The organism is Sporosarcina pasadenensis, assembly GCF_047228845.1.
In the GTDB taxonomy this organism is placed as follows: Bacteria; Bacillota; Bacilli; order Bacillales_A; family Planococcaceae; genus Sporosarcina.
Window position 1 is genome coordinate 111,408 of record NZ_JBFEGM010000004.1, and the last position, 25,991, is coordinate 137,398.

Here is a 25,991-nt window from a genome sequence, read left to right on the forward strand (position 1 = left end):
TAAGCGGTCTTTCACTATTCTTATCATAACCTTTATCCGCGAAGCTGAGCGTCTGCTTCTACAGTTAAAGCATTCAATACCTTTTCATGCGCTTTGACGACTTCCTCGTCTGTCAAAGTGCGTTCCGGGTCGAAATAGGTCAATGAGAAGGCGAGTGATTTCTTGCCATCCTCTACATTATCCCCTTCGTATAAGTCGAACAGCTTCACTTCTTTCAACAGTTTGCCGCCCGCCTTCTGGATGATTGTTTCCAGCATGCCTGCGGAAGTTCCGCTCGCGACAACGAGTGCAATATCCCTTGAGATGGATGGGAAACGTGGAACCGGAACATACAGAAGCTCATCCGTTTCGACAGATAGGATTCTTTCAAGATTCAACTCCATGACATACGTCTCTTTCAAGTCACGTTTTTTCTGCTCGGTCGGATGGATTTGGCCAATCAAGCCGATGCGCTCTCCACGCAATAAAACATTCGCCGTCCGTCCAGGATGCATGCCATCGATTACTGCTTTCTCAAACGACAAGCCATCAAGCAGACCGAGAAGATCCATCATGCCTTCAACAATCCCTTTTACAACGTAGAAATCAACTTTCTTCGTCTCCGCTTGCCAAGCATGATCGACCCACTTGCCAGTCAAGACCGCCGCCAAATGTTCCACTTCACGAGGAAGGCCATCCTCTTCTTCCCCGAGGAAAACAGAGCCTGTTTCGTAAAGTGCGACTGAATCAATACGACGCGCGACGTTATACGTTGTCGCCTCCAATAAATGGGGGATCAAGCTTTGACGGAGTATGCTCCGGTCTTCGCTCATCGGCATAAGCAATTCCGTTACCGGAGCCGTTTCCAATGCATATGATTGGGCTTGCTCCTTGGATGTCAATGAATACGTTATTGCCTGGTAAAGTCCGGCACCTTCAAGGAATTGGCGTACGATCCGGCGTTTTGCCTGGTATGGTGTCAATCCTCCAGGTGTTGACTCGGATACTGGAAGTGTCTTCGGAATTTCATCGTAACCGTACATACGTGCAATTTCCTCGATGATATCTTCCCTAATCTTCAAATCCTGTCTACGTGTCGGCGCGTCGATGACAAGCTGTCCATTGATTGCTTGCGTCGGAATACGCAGGCGCTCCAAAATGGAAAGCATTTCTTCCAACGAAATCTTCATGCCGAGGCGGCTATTAATATAGTCCGGAGAAACTGTAATACGTTCAGCCGTTTTATCAAGTTCATCAAAGACGACCGATCCCGCTAGGACTTCCCCGCCAGCGAGTTCAGCCATTAGCTGTGCTGCTCGTTCTGCCGCTTCTTCAACACGGTTCGGATCGACCCCTTTTTCGAATCGGGTGCTTGCATCGCTTCGAAGCCCGACTTCTTTGGATGTACGACGTACCGATGCTGGTGAGAAGTATGCGGATTCGATGACGACCGTCGTTGTTCCATCATGAACTTCCGAATTGGCCCCGCCCATGACGCCAGCCAGCGCAACAGGCTCTTTTCCATTCGTAATGACAAGGTTATGCGAGTTCAATTTCCGTTCAACATCATCCAACGTCGTCATCGTTTCGCCCTCTTCTGCGTGACGGACGACGATTTCGCCTGTCTCGAGACGATCATAGTCAAATGCGTGCAACGGTTGGCCGTACTCCATTAAGACGTAATTCGTAATGTCGACAACATTATTATGAGGACGTACACCCGCAGCCATTAAAGCATTTTGCAACCATAAAGGTGACTCTGCTACTTTAATATTTTTTACGACTTTCGCAACATACATCGGATTATCCGTTGCAGCATCGATACGGAGTTTAAGCTTATCTTCCGCTTTTTCAGTCGACGTAGGATAATTGATTTTTGGAAGTGCTATCCCTTGGGATAAAATCGCACCCACTTCATAAGCGACGCCTAGCATACTCAACGCATCGGAGCGGTTTGGAGTTAAGTCGAATTCGAGCACTGTATCATCCAAGCCAAGCAATGGGAGGGCATTTTCACCCGGCACTGTATCTTGAGGCAAAACATAAATTCCTTCAGCATAAGCTTTCGAAACGAGCTTGCCTTCGATTCCAAGCTCTTGTAATGAACAGATCATACCGTTCGATTCTTCACCGCGCAGCTTCGCTTTTTTGATTTTGAAATCACCTGGAAGGACTGCTCCCGGTCGTGCAACGATCACCTTTTGACCTTGCGCGACATTCGGCGCACCACAAATGATTTGGGTCGTCTCTTCTCCAACGTCGACTTGGCAAATGTTCAATTTATCCGCTTCCGGATGCTTCACACATTCCAACACATGTCCGACAACTACATTCGTCATGCCTTGCGCCCGATCGATGATGGAGTCCACCTCGATGCCTGAACGCGTAATCTTTTCCGCTAAGTCAGCAGGGTCTATCCCGTTTATATTGACGTACTCATTTAGCCATTTTGTTGATACTAACATGCAATCTCCTCCTTAAGCTTCCGTCCGATGGAATTGTGATATGAAGCGAACATCATTCGTATAGAAATGACGGATATCTTCCACACCATATTTCAGCATCGCAATCCGCTCGGGCCCCATGCCGAATGCGAATCCTGTTACGACTGCAGGGTCATAGCCAGCCATCTTCAATACGTTCGGATGCACCATCCCTGCGCCTAAGATTTCAATCCACCCTGTCTTCTTACATACATTACAGCCGTCCCCGCCACATTTGAAGCAGGAAATATCCATTTCTACTGACGGCTCGGTGAATGGGAAGAAGCTAGGACGCAAACGGATTTCACGGTCAGCGCCAAACATTTTCTTCGCAAACAGGTCAAGCGTCCCTTTCAAATCGCTCATGCGGATATCTTCTCCGACAACGAGCCCTTCGATTTGCGTAAATTGATGGGAGTGAGTCGCATCGTCGCTATCCCGGCGATACACTTTCCCCGGGCAGATGATTTTAATAGCGCCTCCGCCTTTAGCTTCCATCGTTCTCGCTTGGACAGGAGATGTATGTGTACGAAGAAGAACATCTTCTGAAATATAGAAAGAATCCTGCATATCACGCGCCGGATGCCCTTTTGGCAAGTTTAGCGCTTCAAAGTTATAGTAATCTTTTTCGACTTCAGGACCTTCTGCGATTTCATAGCCCATACTGATGAAGAAGTCTTCGATCTCTTCAACAACACGTGTAAGCGGATGATGGTTGCCAGTTGGAACCGGACGGCCAGGCAATGTAACATCGATCGCTTCCTTTTCCAATTGAGCATTAATCGCTTCTTCTTCAAGCTTTGTCATTTTCGCTTCCAATGTTTCCGTAACCTCTTCACGGATGACATTGACTAAAGCTCCCATTTTAGGACGTTCTTCAGCAGGCAGTTTTCCCATCCCTTTTAATAAATCAGTAATGGGACCTTTCTTGCCGAGATAAGCGATACGGACGTCGTTCAATTCCTTGACGGTCGTCGCTTCCTGGATTTTCGTCAACGCTTCTTCTTTCAGTTGCTGCAATTGTTGCTCCATTGTCATTCTCCTTTCAAAATAAACGGCTTTGTTTACTTAGACTATAGATTTCCGCTACAGGCGGACGCTTTCCGCGGGCGTCGCCTCAGCCAATCGAACTGCGAAGGGTTCGATTTGCCGTATTTCTGCGGACTTTGCAGAAATTAAGGCATCCGCCATATCCTGCTCGCAACGCTGCGCTTTTCCTCGCAAAAGCCGTTCTTCGTAACGGCTTTCGCAGGAGTCGCCGCCTTTCGCTACAATCAAGAAGAAGCTTCCTGAAATCTACAATGTAATAAAACAGAGCCAAAATAAAAAAACCTCGCCCCCAAAAAGGGACGAGGACGAGTTCGCGGTACCACCCTGATTATTATGCAGAACGCATAATCACTTCATTTGGGATAACGGCCCTCTACCGGCACGCCTTTACAGTTAGCACTGGTCCAAGCGGCAGCTCACGGGGTGAACTTCAACAGTCTTTCGCCTATCCGCGCTCTCAGTCAAGGCGCCGATTTCCTGTCAGTTTCATACTGTCTACTTTTCCCGGTCATAGCTATTCGAAAGTTATATACAACTTTACTATACCCGATTTCGTTATTTACATCAACATGGATATCATTGTTTACCGTACGTATAAAGGAGGATTCCTGCGGCAATGGCGACATTCAATGATTCCGCTTTTCCATACAACGGAATTTTCACGATATCATCGGCTTTTGATATATATTCGGCGGCGACTCCGCTTCCTTCATTTCCGACGATTAGGGCAAACTCACTCAACGGACCTACATTGTAATGATCGACCGCATTTTGCAAGCCTGTCCCGATGACTTTGATGCCGGCCGACTTCGCACGATCGATCCAATCACCGAGATCACCTTTCACAACAGGGATATGGAAATGTGAACCTTGGGCGGAACGGACTGTCTTAGGATTGTATGGATCTGCAGAACCTTTCCCGAGGATGACAGCATCCATTCCGGCAGCATCGGCTGTCCGTATCATCGTCCCGATATTTCCTGGATCTTGTACGGCATCGATGAATAAGAGCTTTTTCCAACTGGATGCTTCCTCATCCGTATGTTCCGGCTGACGGCAATGTGCAAATATCCCTTGTGACTGCTCTGTCTCGACCAGCTCTTTTGCAACCGCTTTTGTCACTTGGATCAGCTGAAGATTTTCGGTTTGCCATTCAGTCGGCAGTTCCAGATCCTCCCTGATGATCAAATGGAGGATCGTCCCTTCCCTCTTCATTGCCTCTTCGACGAGATGAAAGCCTTCAACGATGAATTCTTCCGATTTATCGCGGTCTTTCTTTGAGGTTACGAGCTTTTTCCAATGTTTTACGAGCGCATTTTGTGTCGATTCGATTCTTTTCATTTTATGTGCGACATCCTTTTTCTTTTAGTGTAACAAATGTCCGTATAGTTGGCGATCATTGTGTACAAAATGATGTCAGGAGGATGATATGATGAATTTTCAAATTCGTGACGCCATCACCGCTAATATGACGAATAACTCTGCGACTGATATTCGCAGCGTCGTCGAGGATGCATTACAGCGAGGCGAAGAACATTTATTGCCAGGTCTAGGTGTATTTTTTGAAAAGCTGTGGGTTAATGCCGATGAACAAGAAAAAACGAAAATCTCTGGAGAACTTGCCCAAGCATTCTCGGCAAGATAATAGGCAACGTAAAAAGCCACCCATTAGGAGTGGCTTTTTACGTTGGCGTTTATAGCAATGCAGCCAATACAGCTTTCTGCGCATGCAATCGATTTTCCGCCTGCTGGAAGACATAGGAATTCGGTCCGTCAATGACGGAAGTGGCCACCTCTTCCTCCCGGTGAGCCGGTAAGCAATGTAGGAACATATAGTTTTTCTTCGCATGGGAAACGAGCTGATCATTTATTTGGAACCCTTTGAAAGCTTCCAGACGTGCTGCAGCTTCTTCCTCCTGCCCCATACTCGTCCAGACGTCCGTATAGACAACATCCGCACTTTCCACTGCTTCTACTGGATTATACGTTTGCATGACAGATCCGCCTGTCATCTCCGCAATCTTTTTGGCTTTCACAAAAAGATCTTGATTGAATTCGAACCCCTCAGGTGTTGCAACCGCCACGTGCATTCCCATATGTGCCGCCCCGATGACCAGTGAATGGGCAACATTATTTCCGTCGCCGACGTATGCGAGCTTCTTGCCGGCAACCGACCCTTTCACTTCGATCATCGTCAGTAAATCCGCAAGCGCCTGACACGGATGGAAAATGTCCGTCAGCCCATTGATGACAGGAATGGAGGAATGCAACGCCAATTCTTTCACCATTTCATGTGAATTTGCACGAATCATGACCGCGTCCAAGTATCCGGACAATACATTGCCTGTATCATACACGGATTCTCCGCGTCCGATCTGAAGATCTTTTGCGTTCATGAACATCGCATGGCCACCAAGCTGAATCATCCCGACTTCAAAGGATATTCTTGTACGCGTAGAATGCTTCTCGAAAATCATGCCGAGTGTTTTCCCTTGCAGTATGGGGGGAAGTTTCCCTGCTTTTGTATCTTTCTTCATTATTAAAGCGGTTTGCAATAAATAATCGATCTCTTCACTCGTATAGTCTAATAACGTCAAAAGATTACGGCCTTTTAGCTGACCTTCAATTTTTTTGGTCGTTTTAATTGATGATAAATGCATTTTCACCAAAATGATCATCTCCATCCCGAATGGTTTTTGTATAAATTATTATATGCGTGCATATTTATAAAGTCAAATGAATTATTATAAATTCACAAGAAACATTTTTAATAGTCAAAAGTCTTATTTAACCAAGCTTTTAAACGTTTCATTGTAGAATGGCTCAATATGCATTTATACATACTAAAATGCATAAAAAAAGATCGCACCTTTAGGCACGATCTTTCCTTTGCTTATTCAAATATGATTTTATCGACTGTGTCGCGATCAAGCTTCTTAATCACTTCTACGATCAATTTCACTGCGTTTTCGTAATCATCCCGATGCAACATCGCGGCATGTGAATGGATATAGCGAGTTGCGATGCATATGGCAAGTGACGGTACGCCGTTCCCACTTACGTGAATTGAACCTGCGTCTGTCCCACCGCCCGGAATCGCTTCGAATTGATATGGAATGCCATATTCTTCCGCCGTATCGACGACAAGGTCGCGCAATCCTTTATGAGATACCATCGATGCATCATAGAGCAGGATCTGAGGCCCATCGCCCATTTTGCTTGTCGATTCCTTCGATGTTACACCTGGCGTATCACCTGCGACACCTACGTCTACAGCAAACCCGATGTCCGGTTTCACTTTCGCGGCAGCCGTTTTTGCTCCGCGTAAACCGATTTCCTCTTGGACAGCCCCTACACCGAATACAATGTTTGGATGTTTTTCATCTTTCAATGCTTTCATGACGTCGATTGCGATTGCGCATCCGATACGGTTATCCCATGCTTTCGCAAGCAAGTATTTGTCATTGTTCATGACCGTGAATTCGAAATACGGAACAATCATATCGCCAGGCAGAACGCCCCACTCCATCGCTTCCTCCTTCGAAGTTGCACCGATATCAATGAACATGTCTTTAATGTCCACTGGCTTTTTCCGCGCTTCTGCGGAGAGGATATGCGGAGGCTTCGAACCGATGATGCCCGTCACAGTTTCCCCTTTGCGCGTAACAATTGTCACACGTTGAGCAAGCATGACTTGGGACCACCATCCGCCAACCGGTTGGAAGGATATGAAACCTTTGTCGTCAATTTTTGTCACCATAAAGCCGACTTCATCCAAATGGCCCGCCACCATCACTTTCGGTCCATTTGCATCGCCGCTTTTCTTGGCAATCAAAGATCCGAGTCCATCGTATTCAATTTCATCAGCAAATGGCTCGATATATTTCTTCATGACTTCGCGAGGTTCACGTTCATTGCCGGGAATTCCCTTCGCGTCCGTCAACTCTTTTAACATGATTAACGTATCATCCGGTTTCGACATTTATTTCGCCCTCCTAAATAAAAAACTACAAATTCAGTATAGATGAAAAATGGCAACATTGGAAGTGCTTTCACAATTAGAGCATTTCTTTTCGAAGCTGAGCTGCACTCTTCGGAGAGAGCATTCCCGGAGCGATGTCAAACACGGTTTTTGCTCCTGTGTCCCCTTTTTCATTTAACCTATATGCCGCCCGCGCATAGGCGACCAGGACGCTCGATGTGAATTCGGGATTGCTGTCCAAAGTCAATGAGAATTCCACCACTTGATTGTTCGCATCTCCGGTTTTACCACTACGGATGACAAAACCGCCGTGCGGCATCGCGCTATGTTCTTCCTTCAATTGCTGTTCAGTAATGAAATGGACTGTCGTATCATAATCTGCAAAATAATCGGGCATTGTAACGATGGAACGTTCCACTTCGGCTTCGACTGCGCCTTCTTCAAGTACAACAAAACATTCACGCGTATGCTTATCACGTGTTGTCAGCTCCGGCTGTGATCCGTTGCGCACCTTTTCGACAGCGGATTCTACAGGAATCGTATATTGAACCGCTCCTTTTACACCCTCTATTCTCCTCACTGCATCTGAATGCCCTTGGCTTAATCCTTTTCCCCAGAACGTATACGTCGCGCCCTCGGGCAGAATTGATTCCCCATATAGTCGATTGATGGAAAATAGGCCCGGGTCCCAACCGACGGATATGATCGCCGTTTTTCCGTTCGGTCTAGCCGATTCGTCAACGGCTTCAAAATACTCAGGAATCTTAGCATGCGTATCAAAGCTATCGACTATATTGAACAGTTTCGAAACTGCGGGTCCTTGTTCAGGAAGGTCATCTTTCGAACCTCCGCATAATATCATTACATCAATATCATCCACATAGTTTTCAATTTCATTCAAGCGCAATACCGGCACTTCACTTTTTACTTTCAAATCGTTCGGCTCTCTTCGGGTAAAGACTCCTGCAAGCACCATATCATCATTTTGAGCGATCGCGGACTCCACCCCTTTGCCCAAATTTCCGTATCCAACTATTCCAATTCTGATTTTCGAAACCATCATGACCAACCCTCTCTGTAAAAGTATTCTCTCATTTTATCGTTCCGCTAATCATTTTGCTAATTTTTCTTTTTGTTCACAAGCTGTCCTTTTGCCTATTCCTACATACATGGTAAAGTAGAATATGATTCAACTTAATTGAAATGAGGATTCCACATGCGTGCTTTCGTTTATATAATCGTCTTTTTTTCCTTCTTTGATTTATTTTCACAACTGCCTATCATGAGTCCTTTTGCCCTATCTTTAGGTGCATCTTCCTTCATGACAGGATTGGCTGTCGGTATGTATTCATTTTCTAACACAATTGGGAACGTTATTTCCGGATTCATGACGGACCGTAGAGGCCCATTCGTCATTTTACTTGTCGGCCTGTTTGCTTCAGGTATTTCCCTCCTTTTCTATGCGTTCGCTTCGGGTCCTGTTTCCCTACTTGGAATCCGCTTCGTCCATGGTTTCATGGAAGGGCTAATCGTCCCTGCTGCATTTACATTCCTCGCCAACCGCGCCGAGGAATCAAAGAGGGGCCGTAGTGTAGCCATTTCAGGTGCCTTTGTTGGGATGGCAGCAATCATCGGACCTGCCTACAGCGGAATTGTCGCTTCAAAGACGGGAGCCCCTTTCATTATGACTACGAACGGCATCATCATGTTCATCCTGGCAATTGCTGCCTTCTTCATATTGCGCTCAGTTTCATTCGTGAAAAGGGAAAAGATAGAAGGAGCGAAGCATTTCAGGATTCGCTATTTGTTCAAGCACCCTGGCATGATCCGTGCATTTGCAGGCGCCTTTTTCCTTATGTTTTCCCAAGGCGTACTCGCATTAGTCCTTCCGTTAAAGGTCGAGGCTCTTGGATTTGACACGAAATCGACAGGGTTGCTTCTCAGCACGTTCGGCATCGTCGCTATCTTAATTTTCCTATTGCCCATCAACCGGATTTTCGATAAAGTGCGGCCGATGATTACGTTGGCTTTCGGTATTTCGATGATGGGGATGAGTATGTTGTTTTTAAGTCAAGTTACAGAGATGCAGCTCTTGTATTTGGCAATGGCATTGTACGGAATAGGTTTTGCATTTCTATTCCCTTCCATCAACTCCTTGCTCATCGACTCATCCTCCCCGGAGTTCCGCGGGAAGGCTTACGGCTATTTCTATGCCTTCTTTTCCATCGGGGTCGTCGCAGGCTCCAGTCTTATCGGCTATTTGGACCTGACATTTAAAGGCGGGTTCATGCTGACAGGTATCGTTCTATTGAGCGTCGCTGCTTATACGATCATGGGAATGAGAAGAAGTCTACTATTGACAGAAGAACCATGATAGTTTAAAGTCTTAAACGAAATGAATAACCCTGTTCGGGAGAGGTTCATAGCGACCCTCTATAAAAAACTATGGATGACGGATTTACGCCATGTCCATTTATGAGACATGGCTTTTCTTTTTCCTGTTCTCTATGGCCCCTCCCTTACAACAATTATTATGGGAGGTTTTTTTAATTGGCTGGAAGAGATGAAAATACGTTAACGGATTTAACATTGCTTGGAAATCAAAATACAAAATACAATTATGAATACGACCCAACCATTTTGGAAGCAGTCGATAATTTGCACACAGAACGGGATTTCTTCGTCAAATTCAACTGTCCCGAATTCACATCCCTTTGTCCGATGACAGGACAGCCGGATTTCGCAACGATGTATATCAGTTTCATCCCGGATAAGAAATTAGTGGAAAGCAAATCATTGAAATTATATTTGTTCAGCTTCCGAAATCACGGTGATTTTCATGAGGACTGCGTCAACATCATCATGAATGATTTGATAAAGCTGATCGATCCCCGCTATATCGAAGTATGGGGCAAATTCACTCCGCGCGGCGGACTTTCCATCGACCCTTATTGCAATTACGGGAAGCCTGGAACAAAATACGAGAAAATGGCGGAACATCGTTTGTTGAACCACGACATGTATCCCGAAAAGATCGATAACCGTTGAGGAGGAAACAACTGAGATGCGCTATTATTTAAGCGGCATTTTTGTCGGGTTGTTAATTTTATCGAATATCATAGCAGTCAAGCTGATGAGTATCGGTGACTGGATTGTCATTCCGGCAGCCGCCATCATCTATGTATGCACGTATCCAATTTTGGACGTTTTGACCGAAGCCTATGGAAAGGAAGCTGCGAGGAAGACGGTCCAGACTGGGTTCATCGCGCAGCTTTTCTCGATCGGCTTCATTTGGATCGCCATCCATTTGCCTGCAGCCCCTTTTTATGAGCATCAGGAAGCATTTGAAACGATTTTCACAGCCGGCTTCCGTGTGACGATTGCAAGCTTGGCAGCGTATCTCATTAGCCAGAACTTGGATGTCACCATTTTCGATAAGCTGAAAAGAAAACACGGCAATCAAAAGTTGTGGGTCCGGAATAACGTGTCTACGATGGCTAGTCAACTCGTCGATACGACGATTTTCATTACAATTGCTTTTGCAGGCACGATGCCTGTCGGCGCTTTATTGGCCATGATTGCAAGCCAATACGTTTTTAAATTCATTATCGCCGTTTTGGATACGCCAGTCGTATATTTGCTAGTCGCTATATGCAGGAAGAAGGAACCTGAAATTACGAGCCAAGCGATTTCATTGCAAAACTGATATCAAAAAAGCCGGTTCATGATCGAAGCGAACATCGAACCGGCTTTTCCTATTGAGCTCAACTAGTTTGGGCGGAAAATGATTTGATTTCTTCCATAAATGCTTCTCCGTACCTTTCCAACTTCGCTGCCCCAACACCGTTCACTTCCAAAAACGCCTCTTCTGTAATAGGCATTTTAGCTGCCATGTCACGCAACGTCTTATCCGAGAAGACGACGAATGGCGGAACGCCCGCCTCTTGGGCAAGCTTCATTCGAAGAGCCCTCAGCTGGTTGAATAAAGGATCGTCTTTTGCAATCTGCTTCGTTTCGACGGTCCCTTTCCTGTACACTTTTATTTTTCCCGTCAATACGTCCTTGCCTTGTTCAGTGACATATATGATCGGAAACTGACCGTTTTCCACCCCAAGGTAGTTTTCGGAAATGATAAACTCGATGAAATCGGAAACGTCTTTCGTATTCCGTTCTTTCATCAGACCGTACGTCGTCAATTTCTCGAACCCGAACTCCAATACTTTTTTATTTCTAGAGCCTGTGAGGACTTGGGCAATCATTGTCTTACCAAAGCGCTGACCCATGCGGATGACACAGGACAGAACCTTCTGCACATCAACCGTAACTTCAAAACTTTCACGAGTATCTGTACAGTTTGCGCAACGGCCGCATTCTTGTACATCCTTCTCTCCGAAATAAGAAATGATGAATTTCTGTAGGCATGACTCTGTATGGCAGTAGTCGATCATCGACTGCAGCTTCTCAAGCTCTGCTGGAATCCGATGCTGATCTTGCGATTGGTCAATGAGGAATCGTTGTGTAATGACGTCCTGTGAGGAAAATAACAGGGTACATTCACTGTCTAACCCATCCCTACCCGCACGGCCTGCTTCCTGATAATAGCTTTCCATATTTTTCGGCATTTGGTAATGAATGACGTATCTAATATTACTTTTATCGATGCCCATCCCGAATGCATTCGTCGCCACCATGACAGTTGCCTCATCCATGAGGAACCGGTCCTGCTCCCCTTGCCGAACAACATCCGAAAGTCCCGCATGGTATTTCGCGGCAGCAACTCCACTTCGTTCAAGCGTTGCATGAATCTGGTCGACCGCTTTTCGTGTGGCGGCGTAAATAATTCCCGCTTCCCCTTCATTTTTTTTAACATAATCTTTGACGAACTTGTCCCTATCCTGTCCTTTAATGACTGAAAAGGTGAGATTGCTCCTCTCAAAGCCCGTCATTACTGTATGGTCGCTTTCAATATGCAATTGGTCGCATATATCATCCCGGACGGCAGGTGTTGCGGTTGCTGTCAATGCCAATACGACCGGTTTCCTATCAAATGAAGATATGACTTTATTCAACATCCGGTAACTCGGTCTAAAATCATGTCCCCATTGAGAAATACAGTGCGCCTCATCAATCGCGATCATCGGGATATCCATTTTGCTTATTTGCTGAATGAAGGAAGGGGATTCGAAGCGTTCCGGGGCTACGTAGAGCAGGCGGTACATTCCCTCCATTGCATTTTCAACCGTTCCGAAGTATTCCTCTGTCGACAAAGTGCTATTGATGTATGCTGCCGGTATGCCAATTTGATGTAGAGCATCCACTTGGTCCTTCATCAAGGAAATCAACGGAGATACGACTAAGACCGTTCCTTCCATAACCAATGCAGGAACTTGATAGCAAATGGATTTTCCGCCACCAGTCGGCATGACGCAGAGCGTATCTTTTCCGTCAAGCACATTTCGTATGGCTTGTTCCTGACCTGTACGGAATGAAGGAAAGCCAAAATAGGAAGATAATACGGAAGTTATTTTTTCGATCGGAATCACCTCTTTATAATCAATCAAAGAAAAAAGCACCTCGTTTCGGCGCTTTTCCCATCTTTCTTACTCCAGTAGCATCCGTTCTTCATCGCGGCTATGTATATCATTGACAACTAATAGTGTAAAAACCGTCGGATGAGATATTCCGTTTTACGAAATTCAATGACCAATTCTGTCTTGCTGGCAATGCCGGTCCAGACCTGACATGCCACTCATCCTTTTAAAATGATGCTTTCTTATAGAATAGCAGACATTTGGACAAGTCACCAATTGAAATACATTTACATATATCGTAACTGGATTTCCGCTTCAGGCGGACGCTTTCCGTGGGCGTCGACTCAGCCTCCTCACTGTGCTTCGCTTCGTTGCGGGGTCTTCAGCTGACGCTTTTCCCACTGGAGTCGCCGCCTTCCGCTACAATCCGGAAAGTCATAACATAGATAAAAAGAAAAATAAGCCCTACTCACCTCACAAGGGAGTACGACTTCAAAAAACACATAACTATTTATGCCAAAATGTATGCCACTACTTTTGAAAAGTCTGTCATACCAACGTTTGTATAGATAGTACGGAGACGAGAGGATTTGAACCCCCGCGGCGCGTGAACGCCCTAGCTGATTTCGAGTCAGCCCCCTTCAGCCTCTTGGGTACGTCTCCATTTTAGACAATTTAAATTATACTCGCCTAAAACGGAGATGTAAAGTTCATCATTGAGAAAATTACATTGTTCCCCCTCGGTCGTTTACACCTTTGCGATTCGGACATTGCTGATCATCGCCAAGCCAAGAAAGACCATGAAGATGACGAAAAACGGAGGGCCGATGTAAGGGCTCAAGAAATAAGACAGTGTTAACAATACGCCGGCCGCAGTGATCGGTACTCCGTAAAATGATCCATCAAACTCCTTGACGTTATAACGTGCAAGACGGATTGCCCCTGCGGCGATATAAAAAATAGTCGCGGCTATACCGACCCATAGCATGGAAGATAAATCGGTCATATAAATTAGAAGTGCCGGAGCTACTCCGAATGACACAATGTCGCTTAGCGAATCCAATTCCTTTCCAAACAGCGACTCGGATTGAAAGTGTCGTGCGACCAAACCGTCGAATCGGTCGAATAGGGCGGCAAGGAAAATGAAGACTAGACTCATATGACCAAGATCCCTTGCAATGAGAATAATTGCGATGATTCCGAAACTTAAGTTTGTAATTGTGATTGCATTCGCCAATTGGCCCTTTATTTTCGTATAATCTAAGTATCTGGATAAAAACATGACAATCCCTCCAGTTTTATATTCTTTCCAACTAGGTAACTATTTCAAAGCAAAGGAGACTGAAATAATGAAAAAGATGTTATTCAACCGTTTTGTCGAACTGAACGGGCATCCCGTATCTGCTGCCATATTAAAAACGATTGCAAGCTCACGTCTAAGCCGTAAGCTCATCAAACCGTTCTCAAGGACATATCGTATTAACGAGGGGGAAGCCGAATTCCCGATTGAACATTATGATAGCCTTCAATCTTATTTTACGCGCAATCTGAAAAAGGGTTCACGGCCAATCGACATGCGCGCCAATACGCTGATTTCCCCGGTCGATGGCGTCGTCACAGATTTCGGGACAATTGATATGAATCAGACGTTAATAATCAAGGACCATCTTTATAGTATAAAGCAGATATTGGGAGAAGAAAAGAGAGCAATTCCATTTAAAGGTGGATTCTTTTATGTTTTCTATCTCTCACCAAGCCATTATCACCATTTTCACTACCCCTATGACGGCGAGTTATTTTCCAGATACGCGCTCGGGACTACTTCTTTTCCGGTTAACGATCTTGGCTTGCGTTTGGGCAAACAGCCTTTTGCCACAAACTACCGGATCATTTCCGAACTTTCGACAGCCCATGGCCGGATGACGATGATCAAAGTAGGTGCATTGAATGTCAACAGCATTCATATAATGGACTCCTCCACAGTTTGCAAGAAAGGTGAAGAGTTCGGCTACTTCTCGTTTGGGTCGACTGTCATTTTGTTTATGGAGAATGACGGTTCATTCCGTCCGACGGTTCCGGTGGGTTCCGAAGTGAAGTTGGGACAATCCGTTGGAGAATGGGTGCTGCCCCAATAATTAAGCCTTCGTTGCTATTCTATGTACTAAATATTAATTCAAAACCTTTGATATTTTCAGTTGAATTTAATTAAAATTATACTATATCAATTATTTATCGATAATGATTATAATTAACTGTAGATTTCACAAAATCTATATGCTATATTGAATTAGAAGATAGTAGACTATTAATTCAAGGAGGCATTATCAATGACAATCAATGATAATCATTCTCAAAAGAAACTGACAACAGCTGCTGGGGCACCGGTAGTGGACAACCAAAACTCAATGACTGCAGGTCCTAGAGGGCCAGTCCTTTTACAGGACGTATGGTTAATTGAAAAACTTGCGCATTTCGACCGGGAAGTGATTCCTGAACGCCGCATGCATGCTAAAGGATCAGGTGCTTATGGAACTTTCACAGTGACGAATGATATTACACAATATACGAGAGCGAAAATTTTTTCCGAAGTCGGCAAAAAAACAGAAATGTTCGCTCGCTTTTCGACTGTAGCCGGAGAACGTGGCGCAGCAGACGCCGAACGCGATATTCGCGGTTTCGCGCTGAAATTTTACACGGAAGAAGGCAACTGGGATCTTGTCGGTAATAACACTCCTGTATTCTTCTTCAGAGATCCACTTCAATTCCCTGACTTGAATCATGCCGTCAAAAGAGACCCGCGCACAAATATGAGAAGCGCGACTAACAATTGGGATTTTTGGACCTCCCTGCCTGAAGCACTGCACCAAATTACAATTGTTATGAGTGAACGGGGAATTCCAAAGACATATCGTCATATGCATGGCTTCGGAAGCCATACGTATAGCATGATCAATGCGAATAATGAACGTGTTTGGGTCAAGTTCCATTTCCGCTCTCAACAAGGGATTGAGAATTTGACGGACGAGCAGGCAACTGAATTGATCGGCTCTGACCGGGAAACACATCAACGTGATCTATTGGAAAGCATCGACAATGGCAACTTCCCGAAATGGAAGATGTACATTCAAGTAATGACGGAGGAACAGGCACTTAATATGCCTTATAACCCGTTCGATTTGACGAAGGTTTGGTATAAGGCCGACTTCCCTCTCATTGAAGTCGGAGAGTTCGAATTAAACCGCAATCCGGAAAACTACTTCGCAGAAGTGGAACAAGCGGCTTTCACACCAGCAGCGATTGTGCCCGGCATCGGTTTCTCCCCTGATAAAATGTTGCAAGCGAGACTGTTTTCTTACGGTGATGCCCAGCGCTACCGTCTCGGGGTCAATCACCATCAAATTCCGGTCAATGCACCAAAATGCCCGTTTCATAGTTTCCACCGGGATGGTGCGATGCGGGTCGACGGCAACTATGGCAGCAGGACTTCTTACGAACCGAACAGCTTCGGAGAATGGAAGGAACAGCCTGATTTCAAAGAACCGCCACTTAAAATCTATGATGATGCAGCGCACTGGGATTTTCGGGAGGATGACGACGATTATTTCACACAACCGGGCAAGCTGTTCAATTTAATGAACGATGAACAAAAACAAGCGTTATTCGGCAATACTGCCCGCAATCTTGGCGATGCGCCGAATGAAATCAAATATCGGCACATCCGCCACTGCTACCAAGCAGATTCTGCTTATGGCGAAGGCGTCGCAGCTGCACTAGGCATCTCCATAGACGATGTATTGGTTAAACAAGAAGTTGCTAGTAACTAAGAAACAAAAAAACGCCAACGAAAGAATTTTTCTTTCGTTGGCATTTTTCTTGCCAGAAATTGATATTCATATATGACCGAAAAATCTTTCTATCGCCCTTTTGAATAAATTACCCTTCCCCTCCATATCCTAACGACAAATGCCAATTATGTCAGGAGTGATACATATGGAGACGGCCAAGGCGCTTCCTAGTTCTAATGACCGGTTATTGAATACATGTTTCCTTCTATTTTGCTTATGCATGATCGATGCGATTTTCACAGATTTCGGCATTCGCTATGGTCATATCCAAGAAGCGAACCCCTTCGTACGTTCACTTTACGATGTGAACGTCATTGCATTTTATTTAATGAAAGCGAGTCTTCCAATTTTGCTGTTCTTCCTCATGCATTTTACGAAGCCATCACAATTGGTCAAGAACTTACTCGCTGTTACCCTTATTATTTACACACTAGTGATTTTCATCCATATTTCATGGATTATCATCGTGTCTGTATTCATTTAGTCGATGGGCTAGCGGCATTAAAGATATTTGCAACAATCAATCCGGTAATAAGCGCGATGACGCTCATTACAAATGGCGTCCCGCTTTCTGGGACTCCTGGGTAGATGACGAATACGGAACCAATGATCAAGCCGATTATGATGGCGAACATGGCATGAGTGAATTTACTCAATAAATAGTGGATTATCCTGCTGCTAACGATGAAGCCGACAATGACCCCTGCCCCGATGACGATAATGATCGGTAGATTCAATGTAGAAAGTGCATTGATAGCCGTCGCATAAACACCTAATAAAAGCAAAATGAATGAACCGCTCACGCCCGGTAATAGCATAGCCATGCTGCCTGCCCATCCTGCTAAGAACAATCCTATTGTGTTTTGCATCGTCAAGGATGTGATAATCCCCGTTTCAGCCGGTTTGATAAAGGCTGTTGAAGCCAACGCAGCACCGACTGCAAGCAACAAAAGAAAATGCCCGATTTTAAAATTCTTTCTGACACCAGCCTGCCTTGAAATGAAAGGCACGACTCCGATAATCAATCCTAAAAAGAAAAATTGGGTCGGTTGGGGGTAATCTTTCAATAAGAAGTCAATGACCCTGCTGAAGAGCAATAACGTCAAGCCAATCCCTATGCCAAGCGGCAATAAAAAGCCGATATGCTTTTTCCATTCACGACTGAAAAAGCCGCTGATTGCAAGTAATAATCGATCATATATGCCTAGAATGAACGCAATCGTTCCTCCGCTCACACCAGGAATCAAGTCGCTGATTCCCATTAGGAATCCACGATAAATGTTCTTCCATTCCATACATCTGTTCCTCCAATTTCTTTTCAATGATAGTAGTATACCATTTACCGTTTGCTGTGAGCCATATTAAGTCCATTCCAATGTTTTTATATAGTCCGAAAACAGTAATCAATGACACCTATACCATCAAAAAAAGCAAAGGATAGATTACTCAACGAATCCTTCCTTTGCTCCTATTATTGACTTTGCTCTTCTTTCAAGGCTTTCATTCTATCGTAATAGTCGTCGACTTTCTTATTGATTCTCTCAACTTCATTGTTTATGAGCTGCCTCTTTTCTTCCTCGAGCTCATTGACCAAGCGGCTATACTGCTCTTTTTGTTTGTCAATCAATTTTTTCAATTCATCTCTGACAGCAGCATCAATAAAGCCTTCTTCTTCCAACAGTTTAGCCGCTGCAGTAAATCGTTCATTCTCGACTCGTATAGCTCTAATTAACTTACTGCCATAATCAGATACGGTACGCAAAGCCATCGCTTGAGGCCATCCTACCGGCTTCTTGTAGACTAACGTCGCTAAATCTATATCTGAGGGAAGCCAGAGCTTCGAAATGCCAGCAGTCATTTCATCCAATGAATCCGCGGCCAAATAAGTCCCATTGCCGGCTTCCGCTACTGCTTTCAACTGACTTTCAGCATCCTTATCGACTTGAAAACCGATGACGTTCACATGATGATCGGCCGCTAAAGCAGCAAAGGCTTTTGCTTCAGCGACAGGATCACCGCCGCAAGTTTCCGCCCCATCGCTTACAATATAAACCGTAATATCTTCCGAAGTCTTTTCATGATCGAGGCGCGCTTGTTTTATTGCTTCTGCCAGTGGAGTCCAACCACTTGCCTTGACGTCCTCTACCGACTCATTAAATTTTTTCTCATCATACTCACCTAATGGATACACTTCGTCAATTGTTCCACATGACAATTGTTTATCGGATTTGTTTTGGGTGCCAGCGTGTCCATATACATATAATGACACTTCACTATTTTGTCCGATTGTCGATGCAAAGCTTTTTACAGCACTTTTTGCAATGTCCATTTTTAATCGTCCATCTGCTTGAAGAAGCATGCTGGAACTTGCATCCAATAAGATTAAAGCTTTTGTAGGAGGAGACTGGGCAACTCCTACTTCTGTCAGCTCATATGGCTCAGGAAGAATAGGCTCTGCGAATGAAGGATGAAAAACGGCTAACGGACCGGCATATTCATTATATATAGGGCTTCCGAGCAATTTAATAAAAGCTCTGTGGATTTGCTTTGGATCTTCCGTTTCTTCCGTCACAGCTTTCATTTCTTCGAGAAATGATTCGCGGATTTGTTCCGGCACTTCTGTTTTAGACCACACAGATGTCTCCTGATCTACCGTGAAGTCCTTCGTCAATTGTCCCGGTGGCAATGATGCCATTTCTTCCACAGTTTCCGCTATTTGAATCGAAGCCAGGTTAGTAACGTCAACTGTATCTGATTGCTGTTCATTTCCCCCGACTTCTCCCTGTTTCTCTTTACTGCTCACCGTGCTATTCGATTCACCATCCGAAGCTTCTATCTTTGAAGGCTCGCCGTCGTTCACACAGCCAGCAAGAAGAATGGTGAATCCAATAAATACAGAAAAAACAACTTTTCTCATTCAAGCGTCCTCCTTGCTACAATAGTAATACCTATACGGAAAGCACATGATTTAGTTCCCTATCTTTTATATAATGAATCTATCGAAATGTACTTTTCCATTATTAAGGGGTTTATAGGTAACAAAGGCATAATAAAACACCCAGGTTCTATAAGCACCTGGGTGTGAAAAGATTAATTACATTGCAGCGGTTGTTTCACTACGTTTATCCGCAATAGCTTCAATTCTTTTATTAAATTCTTCCACTGTCAAATTTTGTTCCACAAAGTATCGATTGCGCGGATGTGTACGGCATTCATCCGAACAGCTGCGCATATAGAAATGCTCATTTTCTTCAGAGCATAAAATTTTCGCATTGCACTCAGGGTTTGCACAGTTCACATATCGTTCGCAAGGGGTTCCGTCAAAATGATCGCGACCTACGACGACATGCTCAACTTGATTGATTGGAACTGCGATCCTTTCGTCAAATACGTAGCATTGACCATCCCAAAGCTGGCCTTTCGCTACAGGATCCTTTCCGTACGTGACAATTCCGCCTTGAAGATGTGCAACATCCTCAAAGCCTTCACGTTTCATCCAGCCAGTGAACTTTTCACATCGGATTCCACCTGTACAGTACGCAAGGATTTTCTTACCTTCAAACATCTCCCTGTTTTCCTGGACCCATTGTGGAAGGTCACGGAATGTCTCAACATCAGGTCGAATAGCGCCTCTGAAATGACCGAGATCATACTCGTAATCATTCCTTGTATCTAAGACGATTGTGTTTTCATCTTGCATCTGTTTCAAAAATTCTGCAGGCTTCAAATACTCACCTGTCAACTCCAACGGGTTAATGTCTTCCTCAAGACTCAGGTTAACAATTTCCTCCCGATGACGAACGTGCATTTTCTTGAACGCATGTCCATCCGTTTCATCGATTTTAAACCAAAGATCCTTAAAACGCTCATCGCTATGCATCTTCTCCATATAAGCATCCGTCTGTTCTACAGTTCCGGAACATGTACCGTTGATGCCTTCCTCGCCGACTAGTATACGGCCTTTTAATCCAAGTTCCTTACAAAATGCCAAATGTTCGGCAGCAAATGTTTCCGGGTCTTCGATGTGTACGTATTTATAGTACAGCAATACCCTATATGCTCCAGTTTCCATTTCTTCGACCACCTTCTGTTTGTTTTCTTTGCAGTAGAAATAACAGCTTGATCGGTTTAACAATATTCGATTGTAAACACTCACTGCTCACCCGCATTTGCAAGATCCGGGCATTTGACAGTATAACATAAAATTGCGTTGCGAAAAAGCAGTTTTCCTCGATCTTTTTTATGCAGACATTATTTCATTTGTCCCCATTTACCTATCCCAATTACAGGTAAAAGTGTTGTATACTTATAGTATAAAAGAATCGACATTTTTCCTTATTTTTCGAAACTATTTAAGGAGTTGCTCCGTCTAACTTTACAGAGAGATTAAACAGGAAGTTTGATAGATTTCTGACTGACAAAATGATAAGGGAGCCGCGCAACATGAAAAGAAAGAGTTACAAATCACGTTCTGTTTGGATTGACATCACTTTTTCCATTGCAATTGTCCTATTGACACTAAGCGCCATCTTTCTAGTTTTCACAACGGAACATGGTCCTACCGCTTCACCGCCCGATCGAAATGGATCCACCGGGGTCCCAACCGAAACGGAACAAATAGATTCAAACTATCCAGGGATCAAAATCATTACAAAAACATCAAACGATAAAAACGCTCCTTTTGCTATCCAGTATCCGCAAAGCATACATACTAATTTCAATACTGAAGTCAAAAACTATATTACTGAAGTCCAGTCCAGATTTATGGAAATGATGATCGAGAAAAAAAGGCACGATAACAATACGACGGGAGAATTGAATATCTCCTATGAAACGTTGCCGCATGCTTCTGGCTACTATTCTTTTGTTCTTGTAAATAGCAGTAGTTTTAGTGATACACCCCATGGAAATACAGAAATCCGTTCATTCCACTTGAATCCTGAAACGGGTGAAAGCTTTTCCATCCGAGACCTCTTTGAAGGTGATGCCAATCGTTTACAGACTCTATCGTCTTTAGTCCGTGGCTCGATTCATAAAGATAAAACGTTAAAAGGACACCTTCTCGAACAGGATATGGAAAGGTTTATAGAACCAAGGTGGATGAACTACAGGAACTTTGCCATCACTGACGATGCGCTTATCATTTACTTCGACGAAGACACAATCGCCGATAGCTTAGTAGGACCGCCGATAGTCTCTATTTCTAACGATCATATTCAAAACCTCCTCGCTGTAACATTCAAGCCGGATGTTACAGAAGATGAGATGGAAATAGTCGACAGGGTTTCCGAGGAAGTGTCAACCGAAGAAAAAGATATTGGGAAATCCGATGACACTTCGGCTAATTCGGATGTAAAAGACGATGAAGAATCCGAAATATCTCCTCCGGTTGAAACCGTTCGGAAAAGAGTTGCTTTGACATTCGATGATGGACCCGATCCGAAAGTGACGAGACAAATTTTGGAGACACTCCAAAAGCATGATGCAAAAGCAACCTTCTTCATGCTCGGCAGCCGTGTTGAATATTACTCGGACATCGTCAATGAAGTGAAGGAAGCTGGCCATGAATTGGGCAACCATACTTGGACGCATGCGAATTTGACGAAATTAGGACCTGAGCGTATCGCTAAAGAGATTGAGAAGACTTCCGCGATCATTGAAGAGGTGACCGGACAACAAGTCGCATCTTTCAGGCCACCATATGGAGCCGTCAATGAAGCAATCCATAATATGACCGGTTTACCAATCGTATTATGGGATGTGGACACTCTCGATTGGAAGTATCGCGATTCTGCAAGGATTCTTCAAGTCGTGAAAGAACATGTGAAAGATGGAAGCATCATTTTAATGCATGATATCCATCAGTCGACTGCCGATGGCCTCAATGCGGTTCTTACGTATTTGGAAAGTGAAGGCTATGATTTCGTCACAGTAGGTGAATTGTAAGCTACATCCCCCTGAACGATTTGTTCAGGGGCTTTTCTTTGTTGGGGGTATATTTTATAAGCGGCGGCTGTTATAATAACATTAGAACAGAATGGAGGGTATGAGATGTTCATTCAAATCGAACCTACATCAGAAATACCGATATATACCCAATTGGCAGATCAATTGATTGAATTGATTGCTACGGGAAGATTGAAGGCTTCCGAGGCACTGCCTTCCGTCCGCTCTCTCGCAGCGGATCTTGGTGTCAATATGCATACAGTGAACAAAGCCTATCATGAGCTGGAGAAGAAAAACATAATAGAAATCATACCGAAGTCAGGCGCCGTCATTAATTCAATTTCTACTACAGGTCCAACCGATGCGCAATTAGACCTAATCAATTCGCATCTGAAGCCGCTCATTGCTGAATCGATTGTATACGGCATGGACAAGGAACAGATTTTATCGATCACCTCATCAATCATTTCAGAAATTACGGAGGGATGAACAATGGTACTCACTTTATTTTTGACAATCATTTTATTTTTGACCGTCATGCAGGCCGCTATCCCCTTCCTCTTAAAGAAAACGATCGCATTCGGAGTGACGATTCCTGAAGGTCATACGGATGACAAGGCTCTCGCAAGCTATAAGAAAACCTTTTCGGCAACGATATTCTTTATTGGTATCGGAGGAATGCTTGCTTACATGAATTGGGGAGTCGGAATGCAAGAGGAGCGTCTTGTCTTCACCGGACTAGTCCTCCAGTTCGGAATTCTTCTGATCAGCATGGCTCTTTACTTGTACTTTCATATTAAGACAATGAAAAGAAAGCGTGAGAATAATTGGGGAAGCAATCTTAGAAAGGTGCGAGTCGCAGACTTGACGAGCCGCTCCAACGATGAAATGCTTCCTTCCCTCATGTTTGCATTGCCTATCCCTATTACTCTAGGTTTGATCGGCTATACAGCAACCCAATACGGCGCAATGCCGGAGCTTATTCCGACCCATTGGGGCCCGGATGGACAGCCGGATGCATTCACCGGGAAAAGCCCTTTTTCAGTCATTGCATTACTGCTCACACTTCTCCTCATGCAAGGGATGATGCTTGCGATCAATGCTTCCACAAAGAAGTCTGGTGTGAAACTGAATGCAGCTAAAAGGACTACATCGCGCATTCAACAATTGTCGTTCAGGAAATACACAAGTTGGCTGCTCTTTTTAACATCAGTTTCATTGACAATCCTCTTCGGCTTCTTTCAGTTGACGTCGATCCACGGAAACTTAGGCGGGCCGATCCTCATGATGGCGATGCCTTTAGGATTTCTTTTCATCATGTTGGTGGCAACCGCCGTATACGCATTCAAAGTCGGCCAAGGGGGCTCCCGGATTCAGCTTGAAATTGATGAGGATCCGATCCCCGGTGTTACGGATTCCGATGATGACGCCTATTGGAAAGCAGGCGTATTCTATGTAAATAAAAACGACCCATCCATCTTTGTCGAAAAGAGGTTCGGGGTCGGTTGGACGTTGAACTTTGGCAATCCTATCGGCTATTTAATCATAATCGGTCCATTGCTCGTCATATTTACAATCACATTTTTCTTGTAATGAAAAAACCGGCATTAGCCGGTTTTTTTAGTTGAAGACACTCGTACTATGCAATGGTTGCAGTCTTGCTTTCGGGTCAATGAATGCTTTTGCATGGTTAACTGCAGTCGGAGCTTCCCCTAATCCAACAGCAATAAGCTTCACTTTTCCATCATAAGTCGTGACGTCCCCTGCTGCGTAGATGCCTTCTATATTCGTTTCCATTCTGGAATTGACAACGATCGAGTTACGGTCCATTTCAAGTCCCCACTCTTTGATTGCGCCGAGGGATGAAATATTGCCATAGTTGACGATGACGTGATCCACATGCAACGCTTCTTCGGAACCGTCCTTTTGTGCGATGACAACTTCCTTGACGACGCCTTCTTCCCCAACGATCGACTTGATGGAACGGGAAGTGAGCACATTCACTTTGGAAGACATCAATTGGTTCACGCTTGTTTCATGCGCTGTGAACCGTTCACGTCGGTGCACAAGTGACACGTTCGATGCAATATCTTCGAGCATCAAAGCCCAATCCACTGCCGAATCCCCTCCGCCACATACGAGCACGTCTTTCCCTTTGAAGAGCGATAGGTCTTTAATTCCATAATGCAATGTCTTGCCTTCAAATGTAGCCTCTTCAGCCAAACCGATTTTACGCGGCTGGAATGCACCGATTCCTGCCGTCAAAAGAATTGTGCGAGTCAAATGGACGCCTTTGTCCGTTTGAAGGATGAAGTGATCCCCTTCGCGTGTAGCAGAAATCGCAGTTTCGCCTAGATGTATTTCAGGCTTAGAATAATGTGCTTGTGTAACAAGGTTTGCGACAAGATCCTTCGCTAGTATTTTCGGAAAGCCGCCTACATCGTAAATATATTTATCCGGATATAGCTCAATCAACTGCCCGCCAAGTTGTGGCAAACTATCGATAATTTTAACCGACATTTCACGCATGCCTGCATAGAACGATGCAAAAAGTCCTGTTGGTCCCCCGCCTATGATTGTAATATCGACAATCTCATTGCTCATCTATAAACACTCCAATGTTCTTTTAATTTGGATGGATATAAGAAAAATCCGTTTAATCAGTATACCATACACATCTACTCTACACATTATCTATTATTTTTCAATAAAAAACACATAATTTGACTTCTCAAGTAGATTTTTTCACCATGATATTTACTGACTGCAAACACTCAACCAATTAGCTAATCGCTTACTCTTCTTCCAAATGTTCCTCACAGAAAGCGGCGAGTTGAGCAATTTCATCATCCTCAAGATCGATATCGATGACTTTGTCGGTTGCCCGTTCAAAAAGATGATACGATGCCACCTTTCTTTCTCCTCCATCTACCGCGTAGATGACCCGAATGCCTGTACCCTTGTCATCATAAAGCTCATCTTCTTCATCAAATTGTACGTATATGCGAAATTCGTATCTGCTTCCTGTTAAAATGCCAGTCGGATCAATGAGTTCGATCATGCTATATTCAATAATTTCCACTTAGTCTCATCCTCACATATTGTTTTCACTCTCATCTTACAGCATACTGCATGAAATGGTCACGTATTCTCTTCTATCGAAGCATCTACTTCA

The 25,991-nt window shown here is 44.3% G+C and carries 24 protein-coding genes, 1 tRNA gene, 1 riboswitch and 1 other annotated feature; of the genes, 10 read left to right on the top strand and 15 right to left on the bottom strand.

Translation table 11 applies throughout. The features are described from left to right. Window positions 1-32: 32 nt before the first annotated feature. The 4 genes from pheT to AB1K89_RS07480 form a co-directional block, all read right to left on the bottom strand. On the bottom strand, window positions 33-2,444 hold the full coding sequence (gene pheT / locus AB1K89_RS07465; protein WP_413054143.1) for a phenylalanine--tRNA ligase subunit beta: 2,412 nt from the start codon (window positions 2,442-2,444) through the stop codon (window positions 33-35). A 12-nt stretch (window positions 2,445-2,456) separates the two neighbouring features. Further along, entirely contained in the window at window positions 2,457-3,494 is a 1,038-nt protein-coding gene (pheS, locus tag AB1K89_RS07470) for a phenylalanine--tRNA ligase subunit alpha (protein WP_413054144.1), read from the bottom strand. Between the two features lie 54 nt (window positions 3,495-3,548). Further along, on the bottom strand, window positions 3,549-3,740 hold the full coding sequence (locus AB1K89_RS07475; RefSeq protein ID WP_413054145.1) for a hypothetical protein: 192 nt from the start codon (window positions 3,738-3,740) through the stop codon (window positions 3,549-3,551). A gap of 64 nt (window positions 3,741-3,804) precedes the next feature. Beyond that, window positions 3,805-4,033 (bottom strand) — a binding site (T-box leader). A 55-nt stretch (window positions 4,034-4,088) separates the two neighbouring features. Next, the gene (locus tag AB1K89_RS07480; RefSeq protein WP_413054146.1) at window positions 4,089-4,853 is read right to left on the bottom strand and encodes a TrmH family RNA methyltransferase; all 765 of its coding nucleotides are present in this window, start codon (window positions 4,851-4,853) and stop codon (window positions 4,089-4,091) included. 91 nt (window positions 4,854-4,944) lie between these two features. Here AB1K89_RS07480 and sspI point away from each other — a divergent pair, with 91 nt between their 5' ends. Then, window positions 4,945-5,157, top strand: a complete 213-nt coding sequence (gene sspI, locus AB1K89_RS07485; protein WP_413054147.1) for a small acid-soluble spore protein SspI — start codon at window positions 4,945-4,947, stop codon at window positions 5,155-5,157. Between the two features lie 49 nt (window positions 5,158-5,206). Here sspI and argF read toward each other — a convergent pair whose 3' ends face one another. The 3 genes from argF to AB1K89_RS07500 all read right to left on the bottom strand — a co-directional run bounded on the left by argF (window position 5,207) and on the right by AB1K89_RS07500 (window position 8,554). After that, the gene (gene argF / locus AB1K89_RS07490; protein ID WP_413054279.1) at window positions 5,207-6,172 is read right to left on the bottom strand and encodes an ornithine carbamoyltransferase; all 966 of its coding nucleotides are present in this window, start codon (window positions 6,170-6,172) and stop codon (window positions 5,207-5,209) included. A gap of 233 nt (window positions 6,173-6,405) precedes the next feature. Then, window positions 6,406-7,494: a M42 family metallopeptidase gene (locus tag AB1K89_RS07495; protein ID WP_413054148.1), complete on the bottom strand. Its 1,089-nt coding sequence runs from the start codon at window positions 7,492-7,494 to the stop codon at window positions 6,406-6,408. A 76-nt stretch (window positions 7,495-7,570) separates the two neighbouring features. Further along, complete coding sequence (locus AB1K89_RS07500) at window positions 7,571-8,554, bottom strand: diaminopimelate dehydrogenase (RefSeq protein WP_413054280.1); 984 nt, start codon at window positions 8,552-8,554, stop codon at window positions 7,571-7,573. A gap of 156 nt (window positions 8,555-8,710) precedes the next feature. Here AB1K89_RS07500 and AB1K89_RS07505 point away from each other — a divergent pair, with 156 nt between their 5' ends. From AB1K89_RS07505 to AB1K89_RS07515, 3 genes are all read left to right on the top strand, one after another. Further along, entirely contained in the window at window positions 8,711-9,868 is a 1,158-nt protein-coding gene (locus AB1K89_RS07505) for an MFS transporter (RefSeq protein WP_413054149.1), read from the top strand. A 35-nt stretch (window positions 9,869-9,903) separates the two neighbouring features. After that, window positions 9,904-9,947, top strand: a riboswitch (PreQ1 riboswitch). A gap of 97 nt (window positions 9,948-10,044) precedes the next feature. Continuing rightward, entirely contained in the window at window positions 10,045-10,542 is a 498-nt protein-coding gene (gene queF / locus AB1K89_RS07510; protein WP_413054150.1) for a preQ(1) synthase, read from the top strand. A gap of 16 nt (window positions 10,543-10,558) precedes the next feature. Beyond that, the gene (locus tag AB1K89_RS07515) at window positions 10,559-11,200 is read left to right on the top strand and encodes a queuosine precursor transporter (RefSeq protein WP_252502674.1); all 642 of its coding nucleotides are present in this window, start codon (window positions 10,559-10,561) and stop codon (window positions 11,198-11,200) included. Between the two features lie 58 nt (window positions 11,201-11,258). On the opposite strand, the gene recQ is transcribed toward AB1K89_RS07515, so the two are convergent. The 3 genes from recQ to pssA form a co-directional block, all read right to left on the bottom strand. Next, entirely contained in the window at window positions 11,259-13,055 is a 1,797-nt protein-coding gene (gene recQ, locus AB1K89_RS07520; RefSeq protein ID WP_413054151.1) for a DNA helicase RecQ, read from the bottom strand. Between the two features lie 545 nt (window positions 13,056-13,600). Then, a tRNA-Ser gene (locus AB1K89_RS07525) sits at window positions 13,601-13,688 on the bottom strand. Window positions 13,689-13,773: 85 nt separating this feature from the next. Continuing rightward, on the bottom strand, window positions 13,774-14,307 hold the full coding sequence (gene pssA, locus AB1K89_RS07530) for a CDP-diacylglycerol--serine O-phosphatidyltransferase (protein ID WP_413054152.1): 534 nt from the start codon (window positions 14,305-14,307) through the stop codon (window positions 13,774-13,776). 67 nt (window positions 14,308-14,374) lie between these two features. Here pssA and asd point away from each other — a divergent pair, with 67 nt between their 5' ends. The 3 genes from asd (at window position 14,375) to AB1K89_RS07545 (ending at window position 17,354) form a co-directional block, all read left to right on the top strand. Further along, window positions 14,375-15,160 carry an archaetidylserine decarboxylase gene (asd, locus tag AB1K89_RS07535; RefSeq protein WP_413054153.1) on the top strand — a complete coding sequence of 262 codons (786 nt, stop codon included), beginning with the start codon at window positions 14,375-14,377 and terminating at the stop codon, window positions 15,158-15,160. Between the two features lie 192 nt (window positions 15,161-15,352). Further along, window positions 15,353-16,849, top strand: coding sequence for a catalase (locus AB1K89_RS07540; RefSeq protein ID WP_413054154.1), 1,497 nt, complete (start codon window positions 15,353-15,355; stop codon window positions 16,847-16,849). A gap of 166 nt (window positions 16,850-17,015) precedes the next feature. Next, entirely contained in the window at window positions 17,016-17,354 is a 339-nt protein-coding gene (locus AB1K89_RS07545; protein ID WP_413054155.1) for a DUF5658 family protein, read from the top strand. Here AB1K89_RS07545 and AB1K89_RS07550 read toward each other — a convergent pair. From AB1K89_RS07550 to trhO, 3 genes are all read right to left on the bottom strand, one after another. Then, window positions 17,347-18,165, bottom strand: a complete 819-nt coding sequence (locus AB1K89_RS07550; RefSeq protein WP_413054156.1) for a DUF368 domain-containing protein — start codon at window positions 18,163-18,165, stop codon at window positions 17,347-17,349. The two genes, AB1K89_RS07545 and AB1K89_RS07550, sit on opposite strands and share 8 nt — an antisense overlap. A 176-nt stretch (window positions 18,166-18,341) precedes the next feature. Continuing rightward, the gene (locus AB1K89_RS07555) at window positions 18,342-19,787 is read right to left on the bottom strand and encodes a VWA domain-containing protein (protein WP_413054157.1); all 1,446 of its coding nucleotides are present in this window, start codon (window positions 19,785-19,787) and stop codon (window positions 18,342-18,344) included. Between the two features lie 177 nt (window positions 19,788-19,964). Further along, a complete protein-coding gene (gene trhO / locus AB1K89_RS07560; protein WP_413054158.1) occupies window positions 19,965-20,942 on the bottom strand; it encodes an oxygen-dependent tRNA uridine(34) hydroxylase TrhO in 978 nt (325 codons plus the stop codon). 371 nt (window positions 20,943-21,313) lie between these two features. Here trhO and AB1K89_RS07565 point away from each other — a divergent pair, with 371 nt between their 5' ends. From AB1K89_RS07565 to AB1K89_RS07575, 3 genes are all read left to right on the top strand, one after another. Beyond that, window positions 21,314-22,816, top strand: coding sequence for a polysaccharide deacetylase family protein (locus AB1K89_RS07565; RefSeq protein WP_413054159.1), 1,503 nt, complete (start codon window positions 21,314-21,316; stop codon window positions 22,814-22,816). A gap of 105 nt (window positions 22,817-22,921) precedes the next feature. Continuing rightward, entirely contained in the window at window positions 22,922-23,305 is a 384-nt protein-coding gene (locus AB1K89_RS07570; protein ID WP_413054160.1) for a GntR family transcriptional regulator, read from the top strand. 3 nt (window positions 23,306-23,308) lie between these two features. Next, entirely contained in the window at window positions 23,309-24,409 is a 1,101-nt protein-coding gene (locus AB1K89_RS07575; RefSeq protein ID WP_413054161.1) for a DUF1648 domain-containing protein, read from the top strand. Window positions 24,410-24,436: 27 nt separating this feature from the next. Here AB1K89_RS07575 and AB1K89_RS07580 read toward each other — a convergent pair whose 3' ends face one another. Both AB1K89_RS07580 and AB1K89_RS07585 read right to left on the bottom strand, forming a co-directional pair. Beyond that, on the bottom strand, window positions 24,437-25,420 hold the full coding sequence (locus AB1K89_RS07580; RefSeq protein ID WP_413054162.1) for an NAD(P)/FAD-dependent oxidoreductase: 984 nt from the start codon (window positions 25,418-25,420) through the stop codon (window positions 24,437-24,439). 190 nt (window positions 25,421-25,610) lie between these two features. Beyond that, window positions 25,611-25,898 (bottom strand): DUF6509 family protein, encoded by a 288-nt coding sequence (locus AB1K89_RS07585; RefSeq protein WP_413054163.1) that lies wholly within the window; start codon window positions 25,896-25,898, stop codon window positions 25,611-25,613. Window positions 25,899-25,991 lie beyond the last annotated feature (93 nt).